This is a genomic window from Campylobacter showae (genome assembly GCF_004803815.1).
GTDB lineage: Bacteria > Campylobacterota > Campylobacteria > Campylobacterales > Campylobacteraceae > Campylobacter_A > Campylobacter_A showae.
This window is the reverse complement of the sequence record NZ_CP012544.1, coordinates 325602-346073: the sequence shown is the minus strand read 5'-3', so window position 1 is coordinate 346073 and position 20472 is coordinate 325602. Positions and strand designations below refer to the sequence as shown.

Sequence of the window (20472 nt, the reverse complement as noted above, 5' to 3'; positions counted from 1 at the left end):
GCAAATTTAACGGCTAAATTTAAAAGGAAAGCGTTGCGAGAGGCAAATTTAAGAGAGCAAAAAAGCGCTACAAAGCTTGCGCAAAATATGCAAACGAGGCAAAGCGCGAGAACGAGGCTAGCGTTTTTAGCCGTGGCGGTTTTGATTTTAGCGATCGAAATTTACATAGCGATCTGCGTAAAGGGCGGCTTCGTGCGCCACTACGCGGGCGATGTTTTGGCGGTTATCTTGCTTTACACGTTGACGCGGGCTACTTTTAGCGAGCCGCCTTTAAATTTACCGCTTAAAATTTTCGCGTTTGCGGCAGCTTTGGAGCTTGCGCAGTATCTGGGCGCCGTGCAAATTTTAGGCATAGAAAATAAAATTTTAAAAGTAATGATCGGCGGGACGTTTGATTTCGCCGATCTGCTCTGCTACGCTGCGGGCTGCGTCCTAGCGGGCGCCGCCGAAAAATTTGAAAGTAAAAACCAGCAAAGGAGAAGCGATGGATAAAGAAAAAGCCGTGCAAAAGATGACCGAGGTCATGGCGAAATTCGTCGGCTACACGGGCAAGGTGCTGCCCGATGACGTGACGGCGAAACTAAGCGAGCTCGCCGAGCGCGAGACGCAGCCGCTGGCGAGAGAGATCTACAAAACGATGTTTGAAAATCAGCGCCTAGCCAAGGAGCTAGATCGTCCGTCCTGCCAGGATACGGGCGTGATACAGTTTTTCGTGCGCTGCGGAGCGAACTTCCCGCTCATCGGCGAGCTTGAGGAGCTGCTGCGCGAGGCAGTACTGCGAGCGACGCGCGAGGCTCCGCTGCGTCACAACAGCGTCGAGACCTTTGACGAGTACAACACCGGTAAAAACGTCGGCAAGGGCACGCCGAGCGTATTTTGGGAGATCGTGCCGCAAAGCAGCGAGTGCGAGATACACACCTATATGGCTGGCGGCGGCTGTAGCCTGCCCGGCAAGGCGACCGTGCTGATGCCCGGCATGGGCTATGAGGGCGTCGTGAAATTCGTCATGGATATAATGACGAGCTACGGCATAAACGCCTGTCCGCCGCTACTAGTGGGCGTGGGCACCTCGATCGACGTGGCATCCTTGCTATCTAAAAAAGCATTGATGAGGCCTCTTGGCTCGACAAATCCAAACGAGCGAGCCGCGCTAACCGAAAAGCTACTCGAAGATGGCATAAATAAAATCGGCCTCGGCCCGCAAGGCATGAGCGGCGCAAGCTCGGTCATGGGCGTGCATATCGAAAACTGCGCCCGCCATCCTAGCGTCATCGCCGTCGCCGTAAACGTGGGCTGCTGGTCGCACCGCAAAGGGCACATCGTCTGGGATGCGGGGCTAAATTTCGACGTAAAATCGCACAAGGAGTTCGCGCTATGAGTAAGAAAATTTTAACCACGCCGATCGCGCCCGATGATCTAGCGGATATCAAAATCGGCGACGTGATCTACCTAACCGGACACATCGTCACCTGCCGCGACGTGCCGCACAGACGCGTCGTGCAGGAGGGCCGCGAGCTACCGCTTGATATCCGCGGTGGCGCGATCTTGCACGCGGGGCCGATCATCAGAAAAACCGGTGAAAAAAGCTTTGAAATAGTCTCCGTGGGGCCGACTACGAGCATGCGGATGGAGAAATTCGAGCGCGAATTTATCGCTAAAACGGGCGTGCGCCTGATAGTCGGCAAAGGTGGCATGGGAGAGGGCACGATGAGCGGCTGCAAGGAGTTTGGCGCGATACACTGCGTATTTCCTGCGGGCTGCGCGGTGGTGGCCGCGACGCAGGTCGAGGAGATCGAGAGCGCGGACTGGACGGAGCTTGGGATGCCAGAGACGTTGTGGAAGTACCGCGTGAAGGAGTTTGGTCCGCTCATCGTCTCCATAGACGCGCACGGAAATAATCTTTTTGAGCAAAACAAGGTCAAATTTAACGAGAAAAAGGACGCGGCACTAGCTGAAATTTTACCGCAGGTCGGGTTCATAAAGTAGCTAAATTTGGGCCGTGTGGCAGGGCTGATGCGATTTAAATTTGCGCTAAATTTGCAAATTTAAATTGGCTTTGGAATTCGCACAGTATTTTGGGATCGCGCAAATTTTAGGTGCGGAAAATCAAATTTTAAAGATCATAATTGCTGACACATTTGATCTCGCCGACGTCGCGTGCCGCGGGCGTGTTACGTGATTTGCTACGGCGTCAACCGGGCGGTTTCGTCACCGTACGGGCAAATATCGGCTAAATTTAAAGATAATCTTTTGCATTAGGGGTTTAAATGCTTAAAAAATAGATGAAATGAAACGCGCGCCGCTTGAGCAAATCTCAAAGGCGTGCCGTTTGCAAAAGGCCTGCAAAGGCAGTCAAATTTAGCCCAAATTTAGGTACAATTGCGCCTAGATGTCCCAGCTCTCGCGAAGGTATCACTAGAAAGTCGAGGCGCTCGGCAAAACGCGCAAAAACGGCCAATTTACGGACAAAAAATAGGCATGAAAAATAAAATTAACATATCCTCGTTGCGAACAACGATGACCTGAAACTCAGCTTCCTTTGCTGAAGTTGTCCGATCCCAAACCGTGATCTTTTGCTTCATCAGGATGCGGTTCCGCTTCTCCAAATATTTTCTACCACCATATTCTAGCTCACGATCCAGATGTAGGCTGTGCTGTTCGCAGATATCAAAAAGCATGGCGCGACAGGCAGTGTCGAAAATCTTTTTCTGTTGTTCAGCTTGCCCGGCTTCTAGTGCGGATTCGGAAGATCGAAGCTAAGGGCTTCCAGGACTTTTTCCTACTGCGACACAATCTCTCTTTAGCAGTTTTCATATACACTGGATGCCACTTATCGTCTGTAGACTTATAGCCTTCTGTTGATTATCATATAATTTTAGAATAGGAGAGAACTAGACCATGAACATTAAAGAACTTTTCGGAACAAATCTTCGAAAATTCCGCACCCAAAAGGAATATTCTCAGGAGAAGCTTGCCGAGCTTTGTGGGCTTCATCGCACATACATCAGCGATATAGAGTGCTTTCAGCGAAATGTCTCTTTGGAGAACATTCAGAAGATTGCCGAAGCACTCGAAATCAAATCTTACATGCTTTTAGTCGAGGAGAAGGAAAGCAATGCTTAATTACCGATTACAAACTTTGGAAGCATCTGAAGCTTTAATTAAGGACTTATATGTTGATTTAAGGACTAAAGTTAACGCATGGTCGGAAATCACACAGCAAACTCCGCAAGCAAGAATGGGCTATGTAGGGCAGCACCTTGTAAGTGTGGTTACAGGATACCCCGGCGGAAAATCCGGTGCGCGTGGATATGACTTGGTAATGAACAATGGGGGTTATGGAGAAATAAAAACTTGCTATCGCGTTGATCAACTTGGAGTTTGTTTAAATTGTAAGACTGTTGTTTCAAGCCTGGAAACAAGTTGCTCTGCTTGTGGCTCTACAAACATCGATAGAAAAGACGACTCGAAGTGGTTGATTAGCCTTCGTAACGAAACAGAATTTGCAGAAGTCATTGAGCCGATAAAATATTACTTCGTGCTGTTTGAATTCTTAGATATATACGATTCATCAAACAACGATATTAAAGCAACGATATGGGAAGTCGACTCTCTTAATAAGGGCTTTGCTTATTGCATGGTGGATTATTACCTTAACATTCGTGCAAGTTCGAAATCCAAAGCTCCATTTAATATGTGGCCATACGAGTTCAAATTTGCCCTGACAAAGCCTGTGCTAATTTATAAATCTATAATAAAAACTGATGGCTCGATTAACACACTTGTATTTCCCACAATGAATAACACTTATGAAGATGAGCTGAAGCCATTGGTAGATTACGCACGAGCAACAACAATTACTATTGATTCTTTGCAGAAGGTTATTTGTCGATTAATGGATGGTTCAATAACTGGCTATTCCAAAATGGAGCCACTTAATCTTTTAGAAAAGTTCAGAGTGCAAATGGGTAGTTTAACAACTAGCTCTTCCAAAAGGGAGCTACTTAATCTTTTAGAAAAGTTCAGAGTGCAAAACGGAATTACCAATGCGGATCTTTGCGACACTTTTGCAGAAGAGATATATCTACCATTGATTATCCCCAAGAAATCAGATATTCCGACTGAAATAAAAAGCAAGTTTCCAGAACTTGCTTGATTTCTGAGCCTTCCACTTAAATCAGAAGGCTCAGTTGTCTGCAATTCAATCTTTCTATCGATTTATCATAATACTCTTTATCTAACTCAAAACCAATATAGTTTCTCGAATTTAAAACGCATGAGACAGCGGTCGAACCTCCACCCATAAACGGATCAAGTACTATATCACCTTTATTGCTACTTGCGATAACTAATCTATCAATGAGTTTTTGTGGTTTCTGCGTTGGGTGAAACCTTTTTTCTGAATAAAAATTTATATCGCCCCAGACATCGGTTATACCAAGTTGGGCATTATATGTTTGCGAAATTTTACTATATGGGATATCAAAATCAAGAATTATCTGAAGCTTATTCCATAATTCTTCAGTTGGAAGCTGTTTGCAAACATTTTTTCCCGTATAAATACTCCACATACCGCCCCCGTTCGATTTTACGCCAAGCTTCTCATTGATTTCTTTTGCCGTTAAGCACAAATCTTTCTGTCGTTGCCTTAAGAAGGATTTTGCAAAAGGTTTGGGGTCTTTATAGAGAAATAAGATGCTTTCAGTTACATTAGGAAATATCTTATAATTCTTAGTGGCTCGCCCAGATACTGCTTGCATGCCTTTATTCAAGATGATTTGTTGCCTTAATTCTAGCCCGGCATCTTCAAGAATTGGGAGCAATCTGCTTAGCATTCTAAAATACCCAAATAAATAAAAGCTCCCCCCTATACGAATAACACGTACTGCTTCTTTTATCCATACCTTTGACCATTCGAGATAATCTTCTTCCGTTCGCCATATATAATCCCATTTTTCGCCAACAACTTTGAAATATGGCGGATCAGCGATGATTAAATCAATGCTCTCATCTGGAACAAGACTATTTATTCCTTCCACACAATCCATATTATATATCTTGTTTAATTCCATATTCAGTTTCCTTGTTGACAATATCCATAATATCTCCGACGTTGCACTCTAATGCAATGCAGATTTTTACTAAGGTTTCTATTGACACTGGTTCATTTTTACCAAGCTTTGCTATAGCGTTCGTGCTGACATGCGCCAGATCTTTCAATTGGGTTTTGTTCAATCCTCTGTCAATTAATAACTTCCAAAGCTTATTGTAATTTACAGCCATTTTCCACTCCTTCCAACATGAGTACCTTTATTATATTATTAATCTTGATAATAGTCAATATATTCTTGATATTTATAAAGGCAATCTTGGGCATTGATTGAGGTGCATTTCTCAATAACTGGATGTCTCACGGAGATAGTCTATCGGTATCAACTCACTAGCAGAGCAGTTTTTGACTATTTGGGTATAGACCTTACCGTCACGCTTTAGCATACTGAATACCGGTGTTTTTGTTTGCTACGCCTCTACCTATCTTGCCTCTTACTCTTTTATATCTGGAGTAACTTTCATCTATCTCTATCTCGCCTGAAAACTTAGATATTTTTTCACACTCTTTAGACATAAGAATTCTAATCTTTTTTTATAATTTTATTTGTAGAATTCCTAGAAATTTTACAAATTTCAGCTATCTTTACAACCTCCAAATCCAAAGAAAAATATTTCAATATCTCGGGAAACTTCTTCTCTGAAATTCGGTAACGATAGATATGCTTGTTTTTTATCGATAAAATTATAGTTCTTGTACTTGTATTCTCTTTGAGAAAAACTCCTTTGAAAGTTTTTAACTTGTCTTGAGCCTAAGATATTATGAAATTTCATCGCTTTTTAAAACACCTTACTTCAGTTCACCCCAATCCTTCGCCACATTTAGACTCGTTTTTAGCAGTACGTTTAGTTTATAAATTTCTTGCATTATCTTTTGCGCCGCTGCGCCAAACTCCTCAGCGTAGCCGTCCTGCACCTCAAAAATCAGCTCGTCGTGTATCTGCAAAAGCATTCTCGCGCGCGGGCTCAAAAGCGGACGGATTTTTACCATCGCCATCTTGATGATATCTGCGGCCGAGCCCTGAAATATCGTATTTACCGCCTCGCGCTCATACATCGCCGTTTGCATCGGTGTCGCGGTAGTAAAGTCAAACAGCCGCTTTCTACCCAGCAGCGTGCGCACGAAGCCCTCGTTTTTCGCCGCAGTTTTTATCCCCTCTAAAAAGCCTTTTATCGTAGGGAAAGCTTTAAAATAGCGCTCGATATACTCCTTTGCCTCGGCGCGCGTGATGCTTACCTGATTTGCCAGCTTGCTCGAACCCATGCCGTAGATGAGGCCAAAATTTATACTCTTGGCCACCGCGCGGTTTTGCCCCTCGGCGCTACCGAATATACTAATCGCCGTGCGCGCGTGGATGTCCTCGTCGTTCGCAAATGCCCGCAAAAGCGCCTCGTCGCGGCTAAAATGCGCGAGCAGTCGCAGCTCGATCTGCGAGTAGTCGAGTCCCACGAAGCTAAAGTCGCTTTTTGCCTCAAAGCAGCCTCGCACGTCCTTTGCCAGCGCGCCACGAGCGGGGATATTTTGCAGGTTCGGATTTTTAGACGAGAGTCTGCCGGTGCTAGTTCCCGTCTGGATAAAGTTCGTGTATATCCTGCTGTTAGCGTCCTTTTTGGCTAAATTTAGCAGCGGCTCGCAGTAGGTGCTTTGTAGCTTATATAGCTCGCGGTACTCGAGTAGTTTTTCGATGACTGGATGCTCATCTATGAGCTCGGCCAGCACGGCCTCGTCGGTGCTGTAGCCCGTTTTGGTCTTTTTCTTTACGGGTAGTTTTAGGTGCTCAAACAGCACCGAGCCCAGCTGCTTAACGGAGTTGATATTAAAATTTTCGCCCGTTAGCTCGTAAATTTCGCTTGTTAAGGCCTTGATCTTGGCGTCGTTTCGCAGGATCAAATTTTGCATTTTTTCGCGGTTTATCGCGATACCCTCGCGCTCCATATCAAAAAGCGTGAGGATGAACGCAAACTCGTGCGTATCGGCGAGTGCGAGTAGCTCGGGATCAAGCAAATTTAAAAAGCTTTTGTAAAACTTCAGCGTTATCCACGCATCCTCGGCGGCGTATTTTGCCGCGTTTTCAAGTGCTACGGACGCGAAGGTCTCGCCGCGCTTTACCACGTCTTCAAATTTGATCGTGTCGTAGTCGTAGAGCCGCTTGGCTAGCGCGTCCATACCGACGCTTGAGCCCGGATCCATGAGCCACGCCAGTATCATCGTGTCTTTAAAATTTACCGGCGGCTCGAGTCCTAGATTTCGCTTTACGACCTTAAAATCGTACTTTAAATTTTGCCCGATCACGCAGCCTTTGTAAATTTGCGAGATCGCCCAAGCGGCAAATTTCTCGCTCGCCTGCTTCGGGGCACCCAGATACTCGTGAGACACGGGCACGTAGTAGGCCTCCTCGTCGTTAAAGCAAAAGCTAAAGCCGACCAACCTGGCGTTTTGCGTATCGACGTCCGTGGTCTCGGTGTCAAACGCCACGAGCGTGTCCGCGTCTATATTTGCCAGCAGTCGCTCGATTTCATTCTCGTCCGTTAAAAGCCGCGCGTTAAAGCCGAGCTTAAATTCCGCGTTTTCGCCCGCGTCTTGGCTGTTTTGTAGCGCTTTTAAAAGGCGGTTTAGATCGTATTCGCGCAGAGTATCGGCGACTTTTACGAGCGGATTTTGCTCGGGAAATTCCGCCCTTTTTAGATCGAGCACGTCAGGCACGTCGTCAAAGAGCGACGTTAGACGCTTGCTCAAAAATGCGCTCTCTCGGCCCTCGGCCAGCATGCCGCGGATACGTTCGTTTCGCACTAGCGGCAGGTTTTCATAGATGCCTTCTAGATTGCCAAATTCGTTTAAAAGCTTTTTGGCGCCGACCGCGCCGATGCCTTTGACGCCCGGGATATTATCCGAGCTATCGCCAGCGATCGCGAGAAAATCGCGTATGCAGCTTGGCGGAACGCCGTATTTTTCTATGCAGCTAGCACTATCGTGGTCGATCTTGCTTTGGGGGCTGTAGATGCTCACTTTGCCGTCCTCGATGAGCTGATAGAGGTCCTTATCATGCGTCACTATGCGTACGAATATATCCCTCTGCTTGCACTCCTTTACGACGCTAGCGATGATGTCGTCGGCCTCGTAGCCTTCGCGGCTCACGGCGGCTAGGCCCATTTTTTCTATCATTTCTATGCACACGGGCAGCTGCTCTTTTAGCGCGGCGGGCGGCTCGGAGCGGTTGGCTTTATACTCGCCCAGGATCTCGTGGCGCAGCGTTTTGCCCTTGCTATCTAGCGCAAAGATGATGTAGTCGCTAGCAAACTCCTGGCGCAGATTCATGATAAAGCTAGCAAAGCCGCTCACCATGCCGCTTGGCTTGCCCTCGCGGTTTTTTAGTCCGCTCATCGCGTAGTAAAGTCTGAAAAAAAATCCGAAAGTGTCTATGATCGTTAGCGTTTTTTGGCTCATTTTTTATCCTTTTTTTGGGCTAATTTTACAAATTTTAGGCAAAAAAACGGCTGATTTGAAAGCAAATTTAAAATTTAGCGGCGCGGATCAAGCGCGGACGCGGTCAAATTTGAGTTAAATTTGATGCTAAATTTGAGCGTGTAAATGTAAAAAATAGTCAAATCTGAGCGGCTAACTTACCGCTCAAATTTAAATCGTAAAAGCCTAAGCCTCTATCGTCACAGGTCTATCAAACGCCGTTACGCTCGGCAGTTCGCCTTTAAATTTCTCGATCTGCACCATGCTCGTGTGCGCGGTGTTGCTTTGCGAGAGCTGCGAGCTAGGCACGTCTTTGGTTAGCACGTTTATGTTGCCGTGTTTGCATAGGCTACGCTCGCCCCAGACGGCCGGGTCGTACCACGCGCCCTCGCTTACGATCACGACGTTATCTTGCGCGGTGTTGCTCACCAGCGCGCCGCAGAGTATCTCGCCTCGGTCGTTGTATATCCTCACCACGTCGCCCGTTTTTATGCCGCGCGCCTTTGCCGTGGCGGGGCTGATGAGTGCTGGTTCGCGGTTTGCGATCTCGGCGTAGTTGCGGATGAGCGAGCTGTTTAGCTGCGAGTGGAGCCTAAATTTAGAGTGCGCGCCACTGATGGCGATAGGGTACTTGCTCACGTCGCCGCCCAGCCACTCAAACGGCTCCATCCACGTCGCGTACGGCGGGCAGTCGGGATAGCCTAGCTTTTCGACCGCTTCGGAGTAGAGCTCGATCTTGCCAGACGGCGTTTTTAGAGCGTTTTTCTCTGGATCGGCGCGGAAGTCCGCGTAGTTTGTAAAGTAGCGCTTTTTCTCGTCGATCTTATCAAATTTGACGTAGCCCTTTTGCCAAAACTCCTCAAATTTCGGCATCGCTATGCCCATGCCTTCGGCTTGCTTGGCGGCGTTTTCGTAGATCTCGCGCACCCACTCAAGCTCCGTTTTACCCTCGCTAAAGGCCTGCTCGTACTCGTCGCCCCACTGTGCGCAGATGAGCCGCGCGATCTCAAAGTCGCTCTTACTCTCGCCCGCAGGCTTTACTAGCGGTTTAATCGCAAAAAGGTATTCGCTAGTGGAGTTTGCAAACTCAATATCCGTGCGCTCGCACTCAAGAGCAGCTGGCAGCACGATGTCGCTGAGCTTTGCCGTACTCGTCCAAAACGGTTCCGTGGTGATGATCGCTTCGATCTTTTTCATCGCTTCGACCGCGCGGTTGGTGCCCGGGTGGCGGGTGAAGGTCGAGCCGTTGGCGTTAAACATCACGCGAATGCGCGGCATGACGTACTTTTTGCCGTTGCGCTCGATCTGCTTGCCAGGCTCCATAATCGCGTCTATGAGCCTGCTGTTTGGTATCTCGTGGTATTTGGCCTTGGCTAGCTTGCCTTGCGGGGCGATGTATTTTTCGTTTACCGCCGGGTTAAAAGCCTGAAGCTTTGGCGCGACGAAGCTGATATCGGCGTTTTTATGCATCTGATCGTTCATCACGTAGCCGCGTCCCGTCTTGCCGATGTCGCCTAGCATCGCAGCTAGAGTTATCAGCGCCCAGTACGCCATCTCGCCGTGGTGCTGACGCTGGATAGAGTAGCCCGTGACGATGAGCGTGTCTTTTTTAGCCAGGGTATCCGCTAGATTTTTTAGTTCTTTTTCGCTCACGCCGCAAATTTTACTCGCCCATTTTAAATCCTTTTTCACGCCATCTTTCGCGCCAGTGAAATACTCTTTAAATTTATCGAACCCGACCGTGTAGCGCTCGATAAATTCCTTGTCGTAAAGGCCGTTTTCGTAAAGATAATCGCAAAGCCCGATCAGCATCGCCGTATCGGTGCAAGGGCGCACGGCGAGATACTGCGCGCCGAAATACTCCGCCGTTTCGTTGCGGTAGACGTCGACGCTGTAAATTTTCATCTCGCCTTTTTTAAATTTCTCTTTCATAATCTCGTAGTAGGCGTAGGAGTTGTGCATCGGAACGCCGATAGCGATCTTGTTTGAGACGACCGGATTTGTCCCCCAAAACACGATCGTTTTGGCCTCCTTTACCACGCCCTCCCAGCGCGTCGGAGCGTGCGTCGGATCGATAGAGCCCGTCACGTGAGGCAAAAACGCCGTCGCCGCGCCGTAAGAGTAGCCGCCAAGCTCGCTCACGTAGCCTCCTAGCGCGTTTAGCATGCGCTTTGCAGTGCGCTGTGAGTGGCCGACCTTCCCGAGACTACCCCACTGATAAAGCTGTCCGTAAATGGCCTGCGAGCCGTATTTGTCGAAGTTTTCTTTTAAAATTTTGGCGCTTAGCTTTATCGCCTCGTCCCAGCTAACGCGCACGAAGGGCTCTTTGCCGCGAAGCTGCGGTTTTGGATTTGACGGGTCTGCGAGGAAGCTTTTGCGCACGTAGGGGTATTTCACGCGCGTTTCGTTTTGGATATGATCGCTTAGGGCGTTGTTTAGCACCGTTGGCATCGCGTCGCCCTCAAACGGCTCTGTGCCCACGACTCTGCCACCGATGGTTTTCACGTAAAACGCGCCGAATTTATTCGCGCAAAGCCCCATCTGCTCGTCAAATATCGCCTGCGCCGCCGCGTCAAACTGTTTTGCCTGCGCCGAAGCTGCCGCAAGCGCGCCTAGTTTTAGAAAGTCTCGTCTTTTCATGATTCTGCCTTAAATTTAAATTGATTGGTTGACTCGGTTTAAATTTAGCGGAATTTACGCGGTTGAGTTTTGCATAGTTTGCCTTTTAACGTATTACGCGACCTCGCGTCTTGGCGGCGATTTTACTAAATTTGGGCTTAATTATCGTTTTAGCGGCGATTTTAAAAATAGCGTAAATTTAGGCCAAATTTGATAATATCTCATCAAAATTTAAAGGAAGCAAATGTCAAATTTGAAAGCCGACTTTGAGATAAAGCCTAGCGCCGAGTATAAAGCCATGACGCGCGAGGTGGGCAAGATTGTTTATAAGGGCGATAAATTTATGCGAAACATACGTATATGCGACTTTACGGCGTCGGCTCTTGGCATGTTTTTTATCACGCTTTTGTGCGTCAAATTTTACTTCAGGGAGCTTAGCGACTTGCTTAGGGATTACGGTTTTAGCGGCGTGGAAAATCTAGCCTACCTATCGTGGATGGCCGCATTTTTTACTCTGCTTTACGCTACTGGGCTGCGGCCTTGGCTGCTTACTCGCGCGCTGATAAATAAAGCAAACTACGGCGAATTCGGATCAAAAAGCGTGATCTTAGAGGATGGGTTTTTCGTGCAAAAAAGCAAATTCGGCGAGGGCAGATATTTTTATAACGTCATCAGCGACGCTCGCTACGTCGGTAGTTTCGTCGTCGTTATCATCGCAAACTCCATGTTTTACGCCGTGCCACGCGAGGCTTTCGCAGACGGCGGGGCGGAGTTTTTAAGCGAGATAAAAAAACGCGCGAAGCTAGACGCGTAAAATCAAATTTAGGATTTAAAATGAGCGAATTTGACGAGCTAAGTTTACACGAGCCGTTTTTAAAAGGACTGTGTAATCTAATAAACGGCAACCAAGCTAAGCCTGAGGACTTGGTAGAAATTTCGCACGAAATTTTTGATTTTGAAGCGACGGCGACCGTAACGTGGGAATTTTACGGCAAGCGCGAAGAGAGCAAAATCGCTGGCGGCGCAAAGGAGCAGATACACTTCGGAGGCGACGATACGCGCGGCTACGAAAATCACGCCAGAGAGTGTTTGCTACAGGCTAGAGATAGCGCCGATTTGCACGAGATTTTACTCGCCGAGCTACGCCAAGACGCAAAAGAAGCCGTCGCGAAATCAGGCGGCACGGTTAGGTATTACGATTTTAAGCCATTTAGCATGAGCGAGCGTTGCGACAACTGCGGCGGTGACGGGCAGACGCGCTGCGGCGAGTGCGGCGGACGCGGTAAAAAAACCTGCTCTAGCTGCGGCGGACGCGGACGACAAAGCTGCTCCACGTGCGGAGGCAGCGGCGGCGTAAATCGCCCTCACACGCAGTATAACTCGGACGGCAGCACCTACGTGACGTATCGCTACGAGAGCTGTTCGTCATGCGGCGGCAGCGGCTCAAATACCTGCTACGGCTGCTCGGGATCTGGCACTGTTAGGTGCGGCGGATGCGGGGGATCTGGCTACGTGCAGTGCGCCCAGTGTAGCGGGCACGGATACTTTACCACGGTAGCAAACATCGGCGCCTACGCGAAACCCAGCGTAAATTTACGCATAAAATCGCGCGCCTACGCCGACGAGCTTTTGGACTTTTTATGCGCGCGCACCTGCAAATTTATCTCGCAAACGATACCGTTTTATCAAGACGAAGAGAGCGGCGACGAGAGCTCGCACCTGTTTTCCTACGTGGGTTCTAGCGCGATAACACGGCTAAACTTTATCCTGCTTGGCAAGGAGTACGAGGCGGTGGGCTTTAGCAACCCGCCCTACGCCTTTATCAGGCCGCCGTTTTTCGACGATCTTTTCGCAGACGAGATATCTATGCTAGAAAAGATTGACGCCGACGGCAAGATAACTAGGCGCGAGGCGTTTAAATTTTTCACGCGATACTGCTCGCAGCCAGCTCTAGACTCCGCGCTAAAGCGTATCGCTAAAACAGACGGCGCGCAAACCGAGGCCGCAAACGCCGTGATAGAGGCCTGCGACGGCTACGTCTCAAGGGGTGCCGCAAGCAAGCTAGGCGATACGATGAAAAAATGCCTGGATAAAATCTCTCCCGTTTACTCGCCTGCGGTTTGGTTCGGGCTGGGCTCGGCGTTTTGGCTGATTGCGCTGGTTTTTACGGCGGGATTTTTAGGCGAAAATTTAGCCGAGCGCTACATCATGGCGCCTATCTATACGCTTATATTTTTAGCCCTTTGCGCGGGCGTGGCTTGGTGCGTCTTGGCGCCTCTTAGCGCGCTGGTTACGCTGATTCGCCGAAGCTCCGTGCCCAAAGAGTACCGCCAAAGCATGCGAAACAAAGAGGCTTTTTCGCTGTTTTTTAAAATTTTAGCGGGCTTTGGAGCAGTCGGCGCGATCTATGGTGCGATATCTAGCTTTGGTTACGCGCCGACTCTTATGCAGCTTGACGAGCGCTTTGAGGCGTCGCGTAGCCTGGAGGCCAAATTTCGCGAGATGACGGCTAAATTTGAGAACTCTAGCGACCAAGAGCGCGAAACAAACTCTACCGTCGCAGCCAAAACAGCGCCGCAGATCACGCAAAAAGAGAAAATTTTATACGTGCAAAAGGCTATCGGCGTCAAGGCCGACGGCATCATGGGCGCACGCACGCTAAAAAAGGCGCAGGAGTTTTTGGACGCAAATTTGACGAACGCGGATGAAATTTACGAAGCCGTAAAAGCAAAAGAAGCAAGCCGCGCAAAATGATTGATTATAACTCATTTTAGGAGGATAAAATGCCCAAAATCAACTGGGACGGAAGGTCTGCGGGAAACGGCACTTGGGTATACGAGGGCAACGAGCTAAAGCCCAAATACGGCGCAACTACGCACAATACTTTTGAATTTGACGGCGGCGTGCTAAAGCCCAAAACTGGAGCTAACTCCTCTAACACCTTTGAGTTTGACGGGAGAAAAATAAAACCCAAATACGGCGCAAACTCAAGCAACACCTGGGTGATACAGGGCAACGTCGTTAAGCCTGATTTTGGCTCAAACTCTAGCAACACTTACGACATAAACGGAGCTCCTATCGCCGTCATAATAGGGCAAGTATGCCTAAAACTGTGGTAGCGGGGGCAAATTTGGCGAGTGCGTGAAGTACACTCAAATCACACTCGCCGTTTTTTTGGCGTGCGATCACGGTAAATTTTAGTTATTTAATGCCTTTAACGCTAAGTTTATTTGCTGTTTTGAGCTAAAATTTGAGCTATTTTCTCTCCAGTAGCTTTTATCGCCGCGTCAGAATTTAAACCGTGTGGATTGCCCAAGAAATACGTTATCGCCACGATTGTGCCAGCCTCGTTTTTAAAATAATAAAATTTCTTACCGCCTGCGACCGCTTCCTTCACCTGCACGCCCTCGCCGCCAAATGCCGCGATAAATTCGTTCTTATAGCTTATTCCCACGCAGATTATTAGGCGTGGCTTGCGCTCTTTTGCCCATGCCCTAAGTTTAGGGAAGCGATTTTGCTCTATCCAGCGTATATATTCACTCTTATTTTCTATACCGGTTGCCTTAGCAAACCCCTCGCTCCAGAGGCTATGACTAGTATTTTTAAACGCAAGCGGATACAAATTTAGCTTAAAATACCCCTTTGCACCTTGCGTAAACGGCTTTACGGTTTCGTTAAATTTGACATGATCGCTCGCTCCGTTAATCGCGCAAAGCAGCTTAAGGGCTTTGATATTATATTGATACGCCAAATTTCGCTCGTGACTCTCGTATCCTGCGGACGGCTTGCTAACGTCATCCTTAAACTCGTCGGCCAACTCTTCAGGTTTAAACCCGCCGCCCCACTCTATCCCGCATAACCAAACACTAGGATGCTCGGCGTTACCGATATCGCCGCCGTCACAACCGCTAAAACCCAAAGCCCATTTTTTAAAATTTTCGTTTAGCATTTTTTGCTCCTATTGATTAAATTTTTTTAAGATGTTTAAAATCCTTAAAAAATTACACCTCTGTTTTTTTGGTTACCGTATAAAAATTTTCAAAACCGCATTTAGCGCATTTGGTATAAATTTCTATATCTTTTATCCTAAAAGTCGTACTTACCGTTCTGTTATCCACCTTCTTAGTCCCTTTCGCCAACTCTTCCCGCAACGTCTCTTGACCTATTTTTCTAGTACAAAAACTCTTTTTGCAGTTTGGGCATTTTGAATAAAATTTAAGCCCGAAATATACCAAAGGGATAACAACTATAAATAACAAAGAGTAGCTATCGTCTTTTAAAAAATGAACGCACAAAACGCTGACTCCGATGCCGATAATAAACGATATAAAAATAGCCAAAAACCTACCGGCGCGCCTTAAATCTTTTGCGTCAAAAAAATAAAAATTCATTTTTATCCTTTAAAGTGAAATAAGAGCGTATTCTACCCCCCCCCCCCCATAAAATCCGCTTAAATTTTATTATTTTTTGGTTGTGAATTTTTTGCTTTAAAAATTACTATATGTCATCAAAATTTTACGCTAATTATGATAACATTTCCCAAAAATAAAGGAGAAAAAATGAATAACGATCACGTAACCAAAACAGAACCTAAGCGCCCGCTAAGCAAACTAGTTCGTGCCTGCGACGCCGTCGCTACCGTGCTTTACGTCATCATTGTAGGCGGCTTTTACCTCTACATCGGCCGCAACGTCGGCGTGCAATACGACTACTACGAAAAGCCTTTTGTTTTTTGCTTACCTTACGTCATCTGGTTTGCGACGACGCTAGCGATGATTTACGTTGCCTTGGTGCGCGAAAAGCTTAAAACGCTCTAAACGGCGATAAGTCTGTCGCCTAAAACCGCTAAATTTATAAAATTCGCGATTTTTGGCAGTAAAATTTGCATTGTTTTGGATTATTTGCTTTTTTGCCGTAAATTTGGAAGCCCTCCGAATATCAGACTAAATTTGCTCTTTTTATACCCGTGCTTTTAAACGGCTAATTTTGTAAATTCGTTTTTCACGCATCTTTTAGGCACGGTGCCTCAAAATTTGACTCGGCTAAAATTTAGCCGTCAAATTCCCGCGGCCGCCGCACGCCAAATTTTAAAACAGATCCGCGTTTTTGTCGCTATTCCACACATACTCCATCGTCACGGCGATCCTCTGCGCCTCGTCTCGTCCGTGCATATCCGCGATAAAACCCAGAGCCGCGTCGATGCCCGCGCTCACGCCCGAGCTGGTGTAAAATTTCCCGCTAACGCACCACCTAGCAGCACGCACCCAGCGTACGCTAGGAGCCTCCGAGGTCGCCCACTGCCATGACAGCTTGTTACTTGTGGCCTCCACGCCGTCCAAAAGCCCTGTTTTAGCTAGCAAAACCGAGCCCGTGCATACCGCGATCACGTACTCGTGTCTGCGCGATAGCTCGCCTAGAGCCGCGATAAACTCGCCATCATGCGCAAGCTCCCTAGCCGCAAAACCGCCCGGCACTAGCAAGACGTCAAATTTGGCGATCTCGCTTAGCTTTCGCGTCCAAATTTTAGCACTCGTACTGCCGCCGACAAGTCCGCCAGTAGCCGAGAAATACTCTATCTCATAGCACTTTAGCTCGCCATCCAGCGCCCTAGATAGCGCCTCGGCAGGCCCCAGCGCGTCCATCGTAGTAAATCCGTCAAAAAGCAAAACGTTTAGCGCCTTCATAGCGATCCTTTACCAAATTTAGTTTCAAATTTAGCCCAAATTTGATTACGAGCGGCTAAAATTTAATGAGATTTTTCGCATTTGCGAGGTAAAATTACAAAATCATTTTAAATCAAATTTTTAAGGAAAGACGATGCTAAGCGACAGAGAAATAGAAGCGAGCGCAAAGCCGCAAAATATCGTAAAAATCGGCGCAAAACTGGGGCTAGGCGAGGAGGAGCTGGATACCTTCGGTAAGCTAAAAGCCAAGATCGAGCCGCGACTAGACAGCGCGTCCGGCGCAAACCTCATCCTAGTTACCGCAACCAATCCGACCCCGTACGGCGAGGGCAAAACGACCGTGACCGTCGGGCTATCAGACGGCTTAGCGCGTATCGGCAAAAGCGTGTGCGCCGCGCTTAGAGAGCCGAGCTTGGGGCCTGTTTTCGGTATAAAGGGCGGAGCGACGGGCGGCGGCTACTCGCAAGTGACGCCGAGCGAGGATATCAACCTGCACTTTAACGCCGACTTTCACGCTATCACCTCGGCAAATAACCTCATCGCGGCGATGCTAGATAATCACATCCACCACGGCAACGCCCTAAATATCGATCCTGCGCGCGTCGTTTTCAAGCGCTGCATGGATATGAACGACCGCTCGCTAAGAGAGATCGAGATCGGCCTTGAAAAGAGCAATAAATTTACCCGCAAGGACGGCTTCGTAATCACGGCCGCTAGCGAAATAATGGCGATCCTCTGCCTAGCAACCGACCTAAAAAATCTAAAAGAGCGGGTAGAGAACATCGTCGTCGCCTACGATAAAGAGGGCGGCCTCGTGCGCGCAAAATCCCTAAACTGCGCGGATGCCGTCTGCGTACTGCTAAAAGAGGCGATAAAACCAAACCTCGTGCAAACGCTCGAGGGCACGCCCGTACTCATCCACGGCGGACCGTTTGCAAACATCGCGCACGGCTGCAACAGCGTGATCGCGACCAAAACGGCGCTAAATTTAGCGGGCTACGTCGTAACAGAGGCGGGTTTTGGTGCTGAGCTAGGAGCGCAAAAGTTCCTCGATATCAAGTGCCGCACCGCGGGCCTCGCGCCAAAATGCGTCGTGCTAGTAAGCACCATCCGCTCGCTAAAATATAACGGCGGCTGCGATAAAGACGGTATCTCTCAGCCAAATTTAGAAGCGCTAAAGCTAGGCGGCGAAAACCTAAAAGCCCACATAGAAAATCTCAAAAACTTTAACCAAAACGTCATCGTCGCGCTAAATAAATTTGCCACGGACTCGGACGAGGAGATCGCTCACGTGCGGGCTCTTTGCGAGGAGTTGGGAGCCGAGTTTAGCGTGTGCGAGGGCTTTTTAAAAGGAAGCGCAGGCACGGAGGATCTAGCCAAAAAAGTCGCGCAAATCTGCGAAAAACCGGCTCGCGAGATAAAATTCACGTATGAGTCCGCCGACTCCGTCAAAACCAAGATCGAAAAGATCGCGACTAAAATTTACGGCGCCAAAGACGTCGTCTTTAGCCCGCGCGCGCAGGAGGATCTGGCCGAGATTTCGCGCCTAGGCTTTGAGAGTTTGCCCGTTTGCGTCGCAAAGACGCAGTATAGCTTTAGCTCGGACGCTAAGCTGCTAGGAAGGCCGAAAGGCTTTAGCTTCGAGGTTAGCGCGCTTGAGATCCGCGGCGGAGCGGGCTTTATCGTGGCGGTTAGCGGATCGACGATGCTGATGCCCGGACTGCCTAAAGTGCCTGCCGCCGAGCAGATGAAAGCGGAGTAAATTTAACTCGCCGATTTGCCAAATTTGCTTGCGAATTTGGCCCGTCGGCAGAGTTTGATTTATAAAAACAGAGGCGAATTTGGCGGAAATAACGCCGGGTTCGCCTTTTTAAATTTGACTACTTCGTCCTTTAAATTTGACGTCAAATTTAAAACGCTAAATTTAACAAACGCCTGCGCTAGCTAGTAAATTTTAGATTTTATCGCAACGCTATTCATGCGAGATTTTTATCTTACCGTCCATACGCCGCCGAAACGCAAAATCAAATCTACTCGCCTAAAGCCGCGTATTAACCTAGCGCCAAATTTGCGCTATTTTACGGCGTTTTGAATATCCAAATTTAACGCTCGAAATTTTGCCGTAATTTTTGGCAAAATCGGCGTAATTTATTTTGGTGTTTTTAATCAAATTTGCGCAAGCAAGCCAAAATTTACGCATGAGGCGGCGCTAGATTTTAACCTTCTCCCACGGCTCGATTCCGCCCTCGACCTCTTTAAAAATGCTCGCGATTTCTATATCTTTTACGCTCAAATTTCGCTCGTAAGCCTTGACGTCGCGCGATTTTAGCTTCTCTTGTAAAAAGGCGAATTCATACTCGATCTGCCCGCGAGAGACGGCTATTTTGGCTAAATTTCGCTCGTCAAATTCGCCCACTTTTGCCGCGTCAAATTTATACCCGCGAGCGCAGGCCTGCGCGTAAACCCCCGCTAGATACACATTTATCGCTTCACACGCGTTTTCGTGCGCGTAAAAGCGGTCAAGCTGCGGGTGATTTTTGTAGCCTTTAGTAAGCCCGGCTAGCACGTTTTTAGCTAGCAGCGCCTCGCGCCAAAGCGCTACGAGCCCCTTTGCGTCGAGATATTTAAAGCTTATCGTCCAAAGTCTCATTTTTGCCTTTCGTTAAATTTGACTTCAAATCACACAAAATAAAGACAGAATTTGACAGTTCATTATACTTTCGGCCAAAAGTATAAAATTCCTGCCACAATCAGATTTCCAGCAATGCCTTCAAGTATATTCCTAATAGTTTTAAATGATTGACTTATAACTTCCTTTGAAGGATTTGCCTTCTTTACTTCATCGTTAACCACATCTAGTTCTTTTTCAAAATTTTTTGGATTGTCTAGTGATACCAAAATGTCTTTTTTATGGGTGTTAATTAATTCTAGGACTTTAACTATTTTATCAATATCCAAACTATTATTAATTGTTTGCGAAGAGTAATTGCTATTCTGCTGAATTTGGCTGTTTGAAACATTACCATAAAAATTATTTACCGTGTAGTTCTTTTCACTTGCAATTTTCTTTTCTTCATCTGTAAATTTCATATCCACTCCTATAATGCCATCTTCTTCCAATTTTAATATCCATTCCATAATAATATTTTTTACGGTCTCAATAATGCCGATTATACTAGTGGGGCTTAACTCTTTTCTATATTTAGTTGGAAAGCCATCACTTATAAGTTGGTTAAACGAGTCTGGTAAATTTATACTTATGATGCTCTTATTTTCAGAGCGATTGATTATATTTTCCAATTCTGGAATTCCTTGTCCAATTTTAGACATAGTTAATTTATTATACATTTCAATATTCTCAATTATTACAGAAACCCAACCATGATACGGATTCCACCCTTTAATATCTCCAAAAATATTTCTATACTCTGGAATACTAGCGTCTTCTTTATATCCGTTCAACTCATTATTAATCCAAATTTCAAAATCCTTAATCTTTAATTTTCTAGCAATAATATAAGCTTGTCTAAGAACATCCGTGGTGCTTTTACTCAATACCTGCTTTTGTATATCAATAACTATTGAATCCATAAAAAA

Annotated in this window: 20 protein-coding genes and 1 pseudogene; 11 read left to right on the top strand and 10 right to left on the bottom strand. The window is 47.2% G+C overall.

What is annotated here, in order from left to right:
- Nucleotides 1-33: 33 nt before the first annotated feature.
- The 5 genes from CSHOW_RS01725 (at nucleotide 34) to CSHOW_RS01705 (ending at nucleotide 4156) form a co-directional block, all read left to right on the top strand.
- A complete protein-coding gene (locus tag CSHOW_RS01725; RefSeq protein WP_002947424.1) occupies nucleotides 34-492 on the top strand; it encodes a ribosomal maturation YjgA family protein in 459 nt (152 codons plus the stop codon).
- Complete coding sequence (gene ttdA / locus CSHOW_RS01720) at nucleotides 485-1378, top strand: L(+)-tartrate dehydratase subunit alpha (protein ID WP_002947423.1); 894 nt, start codon at nucleotides 485-487, stop codon at nucleotides 1376-1378. The genes CSHOW_RS01725 and ttdA overlap by 8 nt, the downstream gene beginning before the upstream one ends.
- On the top strand, nucleotides 1375-1986 hold the full coding sequence (gene ttdB, locus CSHOW_RS01715) for a L(+)-tartrate dehydratase subunit beta (protein WP_002947422.1): 612 nt from the start codon (nucleotides 1375-1377) through the stop codon (nucleotides 1984-1986). Before ttdA ends, ttdB begins: the two co-directional genes overlap by 4 nt.
- A gap of 912 nt (nucleotides 1987-2898) precedes the next feature.
- Nucleotides 2899-3123, top strand: a complete 225-nt coding sequence (locus tag CSHOW_RS01710) for a helix-turn-helix domain-containing protein (protein ID WP_039895126.1) — start codon at nucleotides 2899-2901, stop codon at nucleotides 3121-3123.
- Entirely contained in the window at nucleotides 3116-4156 is a 1041-nt protein-coding gene (locus CSHOW_RS01705; RefSeq protein ID WP_002947418.1) for a MamI family restriction endonuclease, read from the top strand. The genes CSHOW_RS01710 and CSHOW_RS01705 overlap by 8 nt, the downstream gene beginning before the upstream one ends.
- A 16-nt stretch (nucleotides 4157-4172) precedes the next feature.
- Here the strand turns inward: CSHOW_RS01705 and CSHOW_RS01700 are convergent, their stop codons facing one another.
- From CSHOW_RS01700 to CSHOW_RS01680, 5 genes and pseudogenes are all read right to left on the bottom strand, one after another.
- Nucleotides 4173-5072 (bottom strand): DNA-methyltransferase, encoded by a 900-nt coding sequence (locus CSHOW_RS01700; RefSeq protein WP_002947417.1) that lies wholly within the window; start codon nucleotides 5070-5072, stop codon nucleotides 4173-4175.
- Complete coding sequence (locus tag CSHOW_RS01695) at nucleotides 5050-5283, bottom strand: helix-turn-helix domain-containing protein (RefSeq protein ID WP_039895125.1); 234 nt, start codon at nucleotides 5281-5283, stop codon at nucleotides 5050-5052. Before CSHOW_RS01695 ends, CSHOW_RS01700 begins: the two co-directional genes overlap by 23 nt.
- 141 nt (nucleotides 5284-5424) lie before the next feature.
- Nucleotides 5425-5798: pseudogene (locus tag CSHOW_RS01690) on the bottom strand (transposase); the annotation flags it as partial.
- A 101-nt stretch (nucleotides 5799-5899) separates the two neighbouring features.
- Nucleotides 5900-8554 carry a DNA polymerase I gene (polA, locus tag CSHOW_RS01685; protein WP_171992802.1) on the bottom strand — a complete coding sequence of 885 codons (2655 nt, stop codon included), beginning with the start codon at nucleotides 8552-8554 and terminating at the stop codon, nucleotides 5900-5902.
- Nucleotides 8555-8758: 204 nt separating this feature from the next.
- Nucleotides 8759-11212 carry a molybdopterin-dependent oxidoreductase gene (locus CSHOW_RS01680; protein WP_002947412.1) on the bottom strand — a complete coding sequence of 818 codons (2454 nt, stop codon included), beginning with the start codon at nucleotides 11210-11212 and terminating at the stop codon, nucleotides 8759-8761.
- A gap of 223 nt (nucleotides 11213-11435) precedes the next feature.
- Between CSHOW_RS01680 and CSHOW_RS01675 the strand changes: the two genes are divergently transcribed.
- From CSHOW_RS01675 to CSHOW_RS01665, 3 genes are read left to right on the top strand one after another with little or no spacing between them, the layout of a single operon-like run.
- Complete coding sequence (locus CSHOW_RS01675) at nucleotides 11436-12005, top strand: YcxB family protein (protein ID WP_002947410.1); 570 nt, start codon at nucleotides 11436-11438, stop codon at nucleotides 12003-12005.
- Nucleotides 12006-12025: 20 nt separating this feature from the next.
- Nucleotides 12026-13945, top strand: coding sequence for a hypothetical protein (locus tag CSHOW_RS01670; protein WP_002947409.1), 1920 nt, complete (start codon nucleotides 12026-12028; stop codon nucleotides 13943-13945).
- 29 nt (nucleotides 13946-13974) lie between these two features.
- On the top strand, nucleotides 13975-14310 hold the full coding sequence (locus CSHOW_RS01665; RefSeq protein WP_002947408.1) for a hypothetical protein: 336 nt from the start codon (nucleotides 13975-13977) through the stop codon (nucleotides 14308-14310).
- A gap of 107 nt (nucleotides 14311-14417) precedes the next feature.
- On the opposite strand, the gene CSHOW_RS01660 is transcribed toward CSHOW_RS01665, so the two are convergent.
- Entirely contained in the window at nucleotides 14418-15140 is a 723-nt protein-coding gene (locus CSHOW_RS01660; RefSeq protein ID WP_002947407.1) for a hypothetical protein, read from the bottom strand.
- 52 nt (nucleotides 15141-15192) lie between these two features.
- Nucleotides 15193-15531, bottom strand: coding sequence for a hypothetical protein (locus CSHOW_RS01655; RefSeq protein WP_171992801.1), 339 nt, complete (start codon nucleotides 15529-15531; stop codon nucleotides 15193-15195).
- Between the two features lie 219 nt (nucleotides 15532-15750).
- Between CSHOW_RS01655 and CSHOW_RS01650 the strand changes: the two genes are divergently transcribed.
- Nucleotides 15751-16008 carry a hypothetical protein gene (locus CSHOW_RS01650; protein ID WP_002947405.1) on the top strand — a complete coding sequence of 86 codons (258 nt, stop codon included), beginning with the start codon at nucleotides 15751-15753 and terminating at the stop codon, nucleotides 16006-16008.
- A 270-nt stretch (nucleotides 16009-16278) separates the two neighbouring features.
- Here the strand turns inward: CSHOW_RS01650 and CSHOW_RS01645 are convergent, their stop codons facing one another.
- Nucleotides 16279-16875 (bottom strand): DJ-1/PfpI family protein, encoded by a 597-nt coding sequence (locus tag CSHOW_RS01645; protein WP_002947404.1) that lies wholly within the window; start codon nucleotides 16873-16875, stop codon nucleotides 16279-16281.
- Nucleotides 16876-17008: 133 nt separating this feature from the next.
- On the opposite strand from CSHOW_RS01645, the gene CSHOW_RS01640 reads away from it, so the two are divergent.
- Both CSHOW_RS01640 and CSHOW_RS10510 read left to right on the top strand, forming a co-directional pair.
- Nucleotides 17009-18637: a formate--tetrahydrofolate ligase gene (locus CSHOW_RS01640; protein WP_002947403.1), complete on the top strand. Its 1629-nt coding sequence runs from the start codon at nucleotides 17009-17011 to the stop codon at nucleotides 18635-18637.
- 54 nt (nucleotides 18638-18691) lie between these two features.
- Nucleotides 18692-18823 carry a hypothetical protein gene (locus CSHOW_RS10510; RefSeq protein WP_002947402.1) on the top strand — a complete coding sequence of 44 codons (132 nt, stop codon included), beginning with the start codon at nucleotides 18692-18694 and terminating at the stop codon, nucleotides 18821-18823.
- Nucleotides 18824-19084: 261 nt separating this feature from the next.
- On the opposite strand, the gene CSHOW_RS01635 is transcribed toward CSHOW_RS10510, so the two are convergent.
- Both CSHOW_RS01635 and CSHOW_RS01630 read right to left on the bottom strand, forming a co-directional pair.
- Complete coding sequence (locus tag CSHOW_RS01635) at nucleotides 19085-19525, bottom strand: pyrimidine dimer DNA glycosylase/endonuclease V (protein ID WP_002947399.1); 441 nt, start codon at nucleotides 19523-19525, stop codon at nucleotides 19085-19087.
- Nucleotides 19526-19587: 62 nt separating this feature from the next.
- Nucleotides 19588-20466, bottom strand: a complete 879-nt coding sequence (locus tag CSHOW_RS01630) for an AbiTii domain-containing protein (protein ID WP_002947398.1) — start codon at nucleotides 20464-20466, stop codon at nucleotides 19588-19590.
- Nucleotides 20467-20472 lie beyond the last annotated feature (6 nt).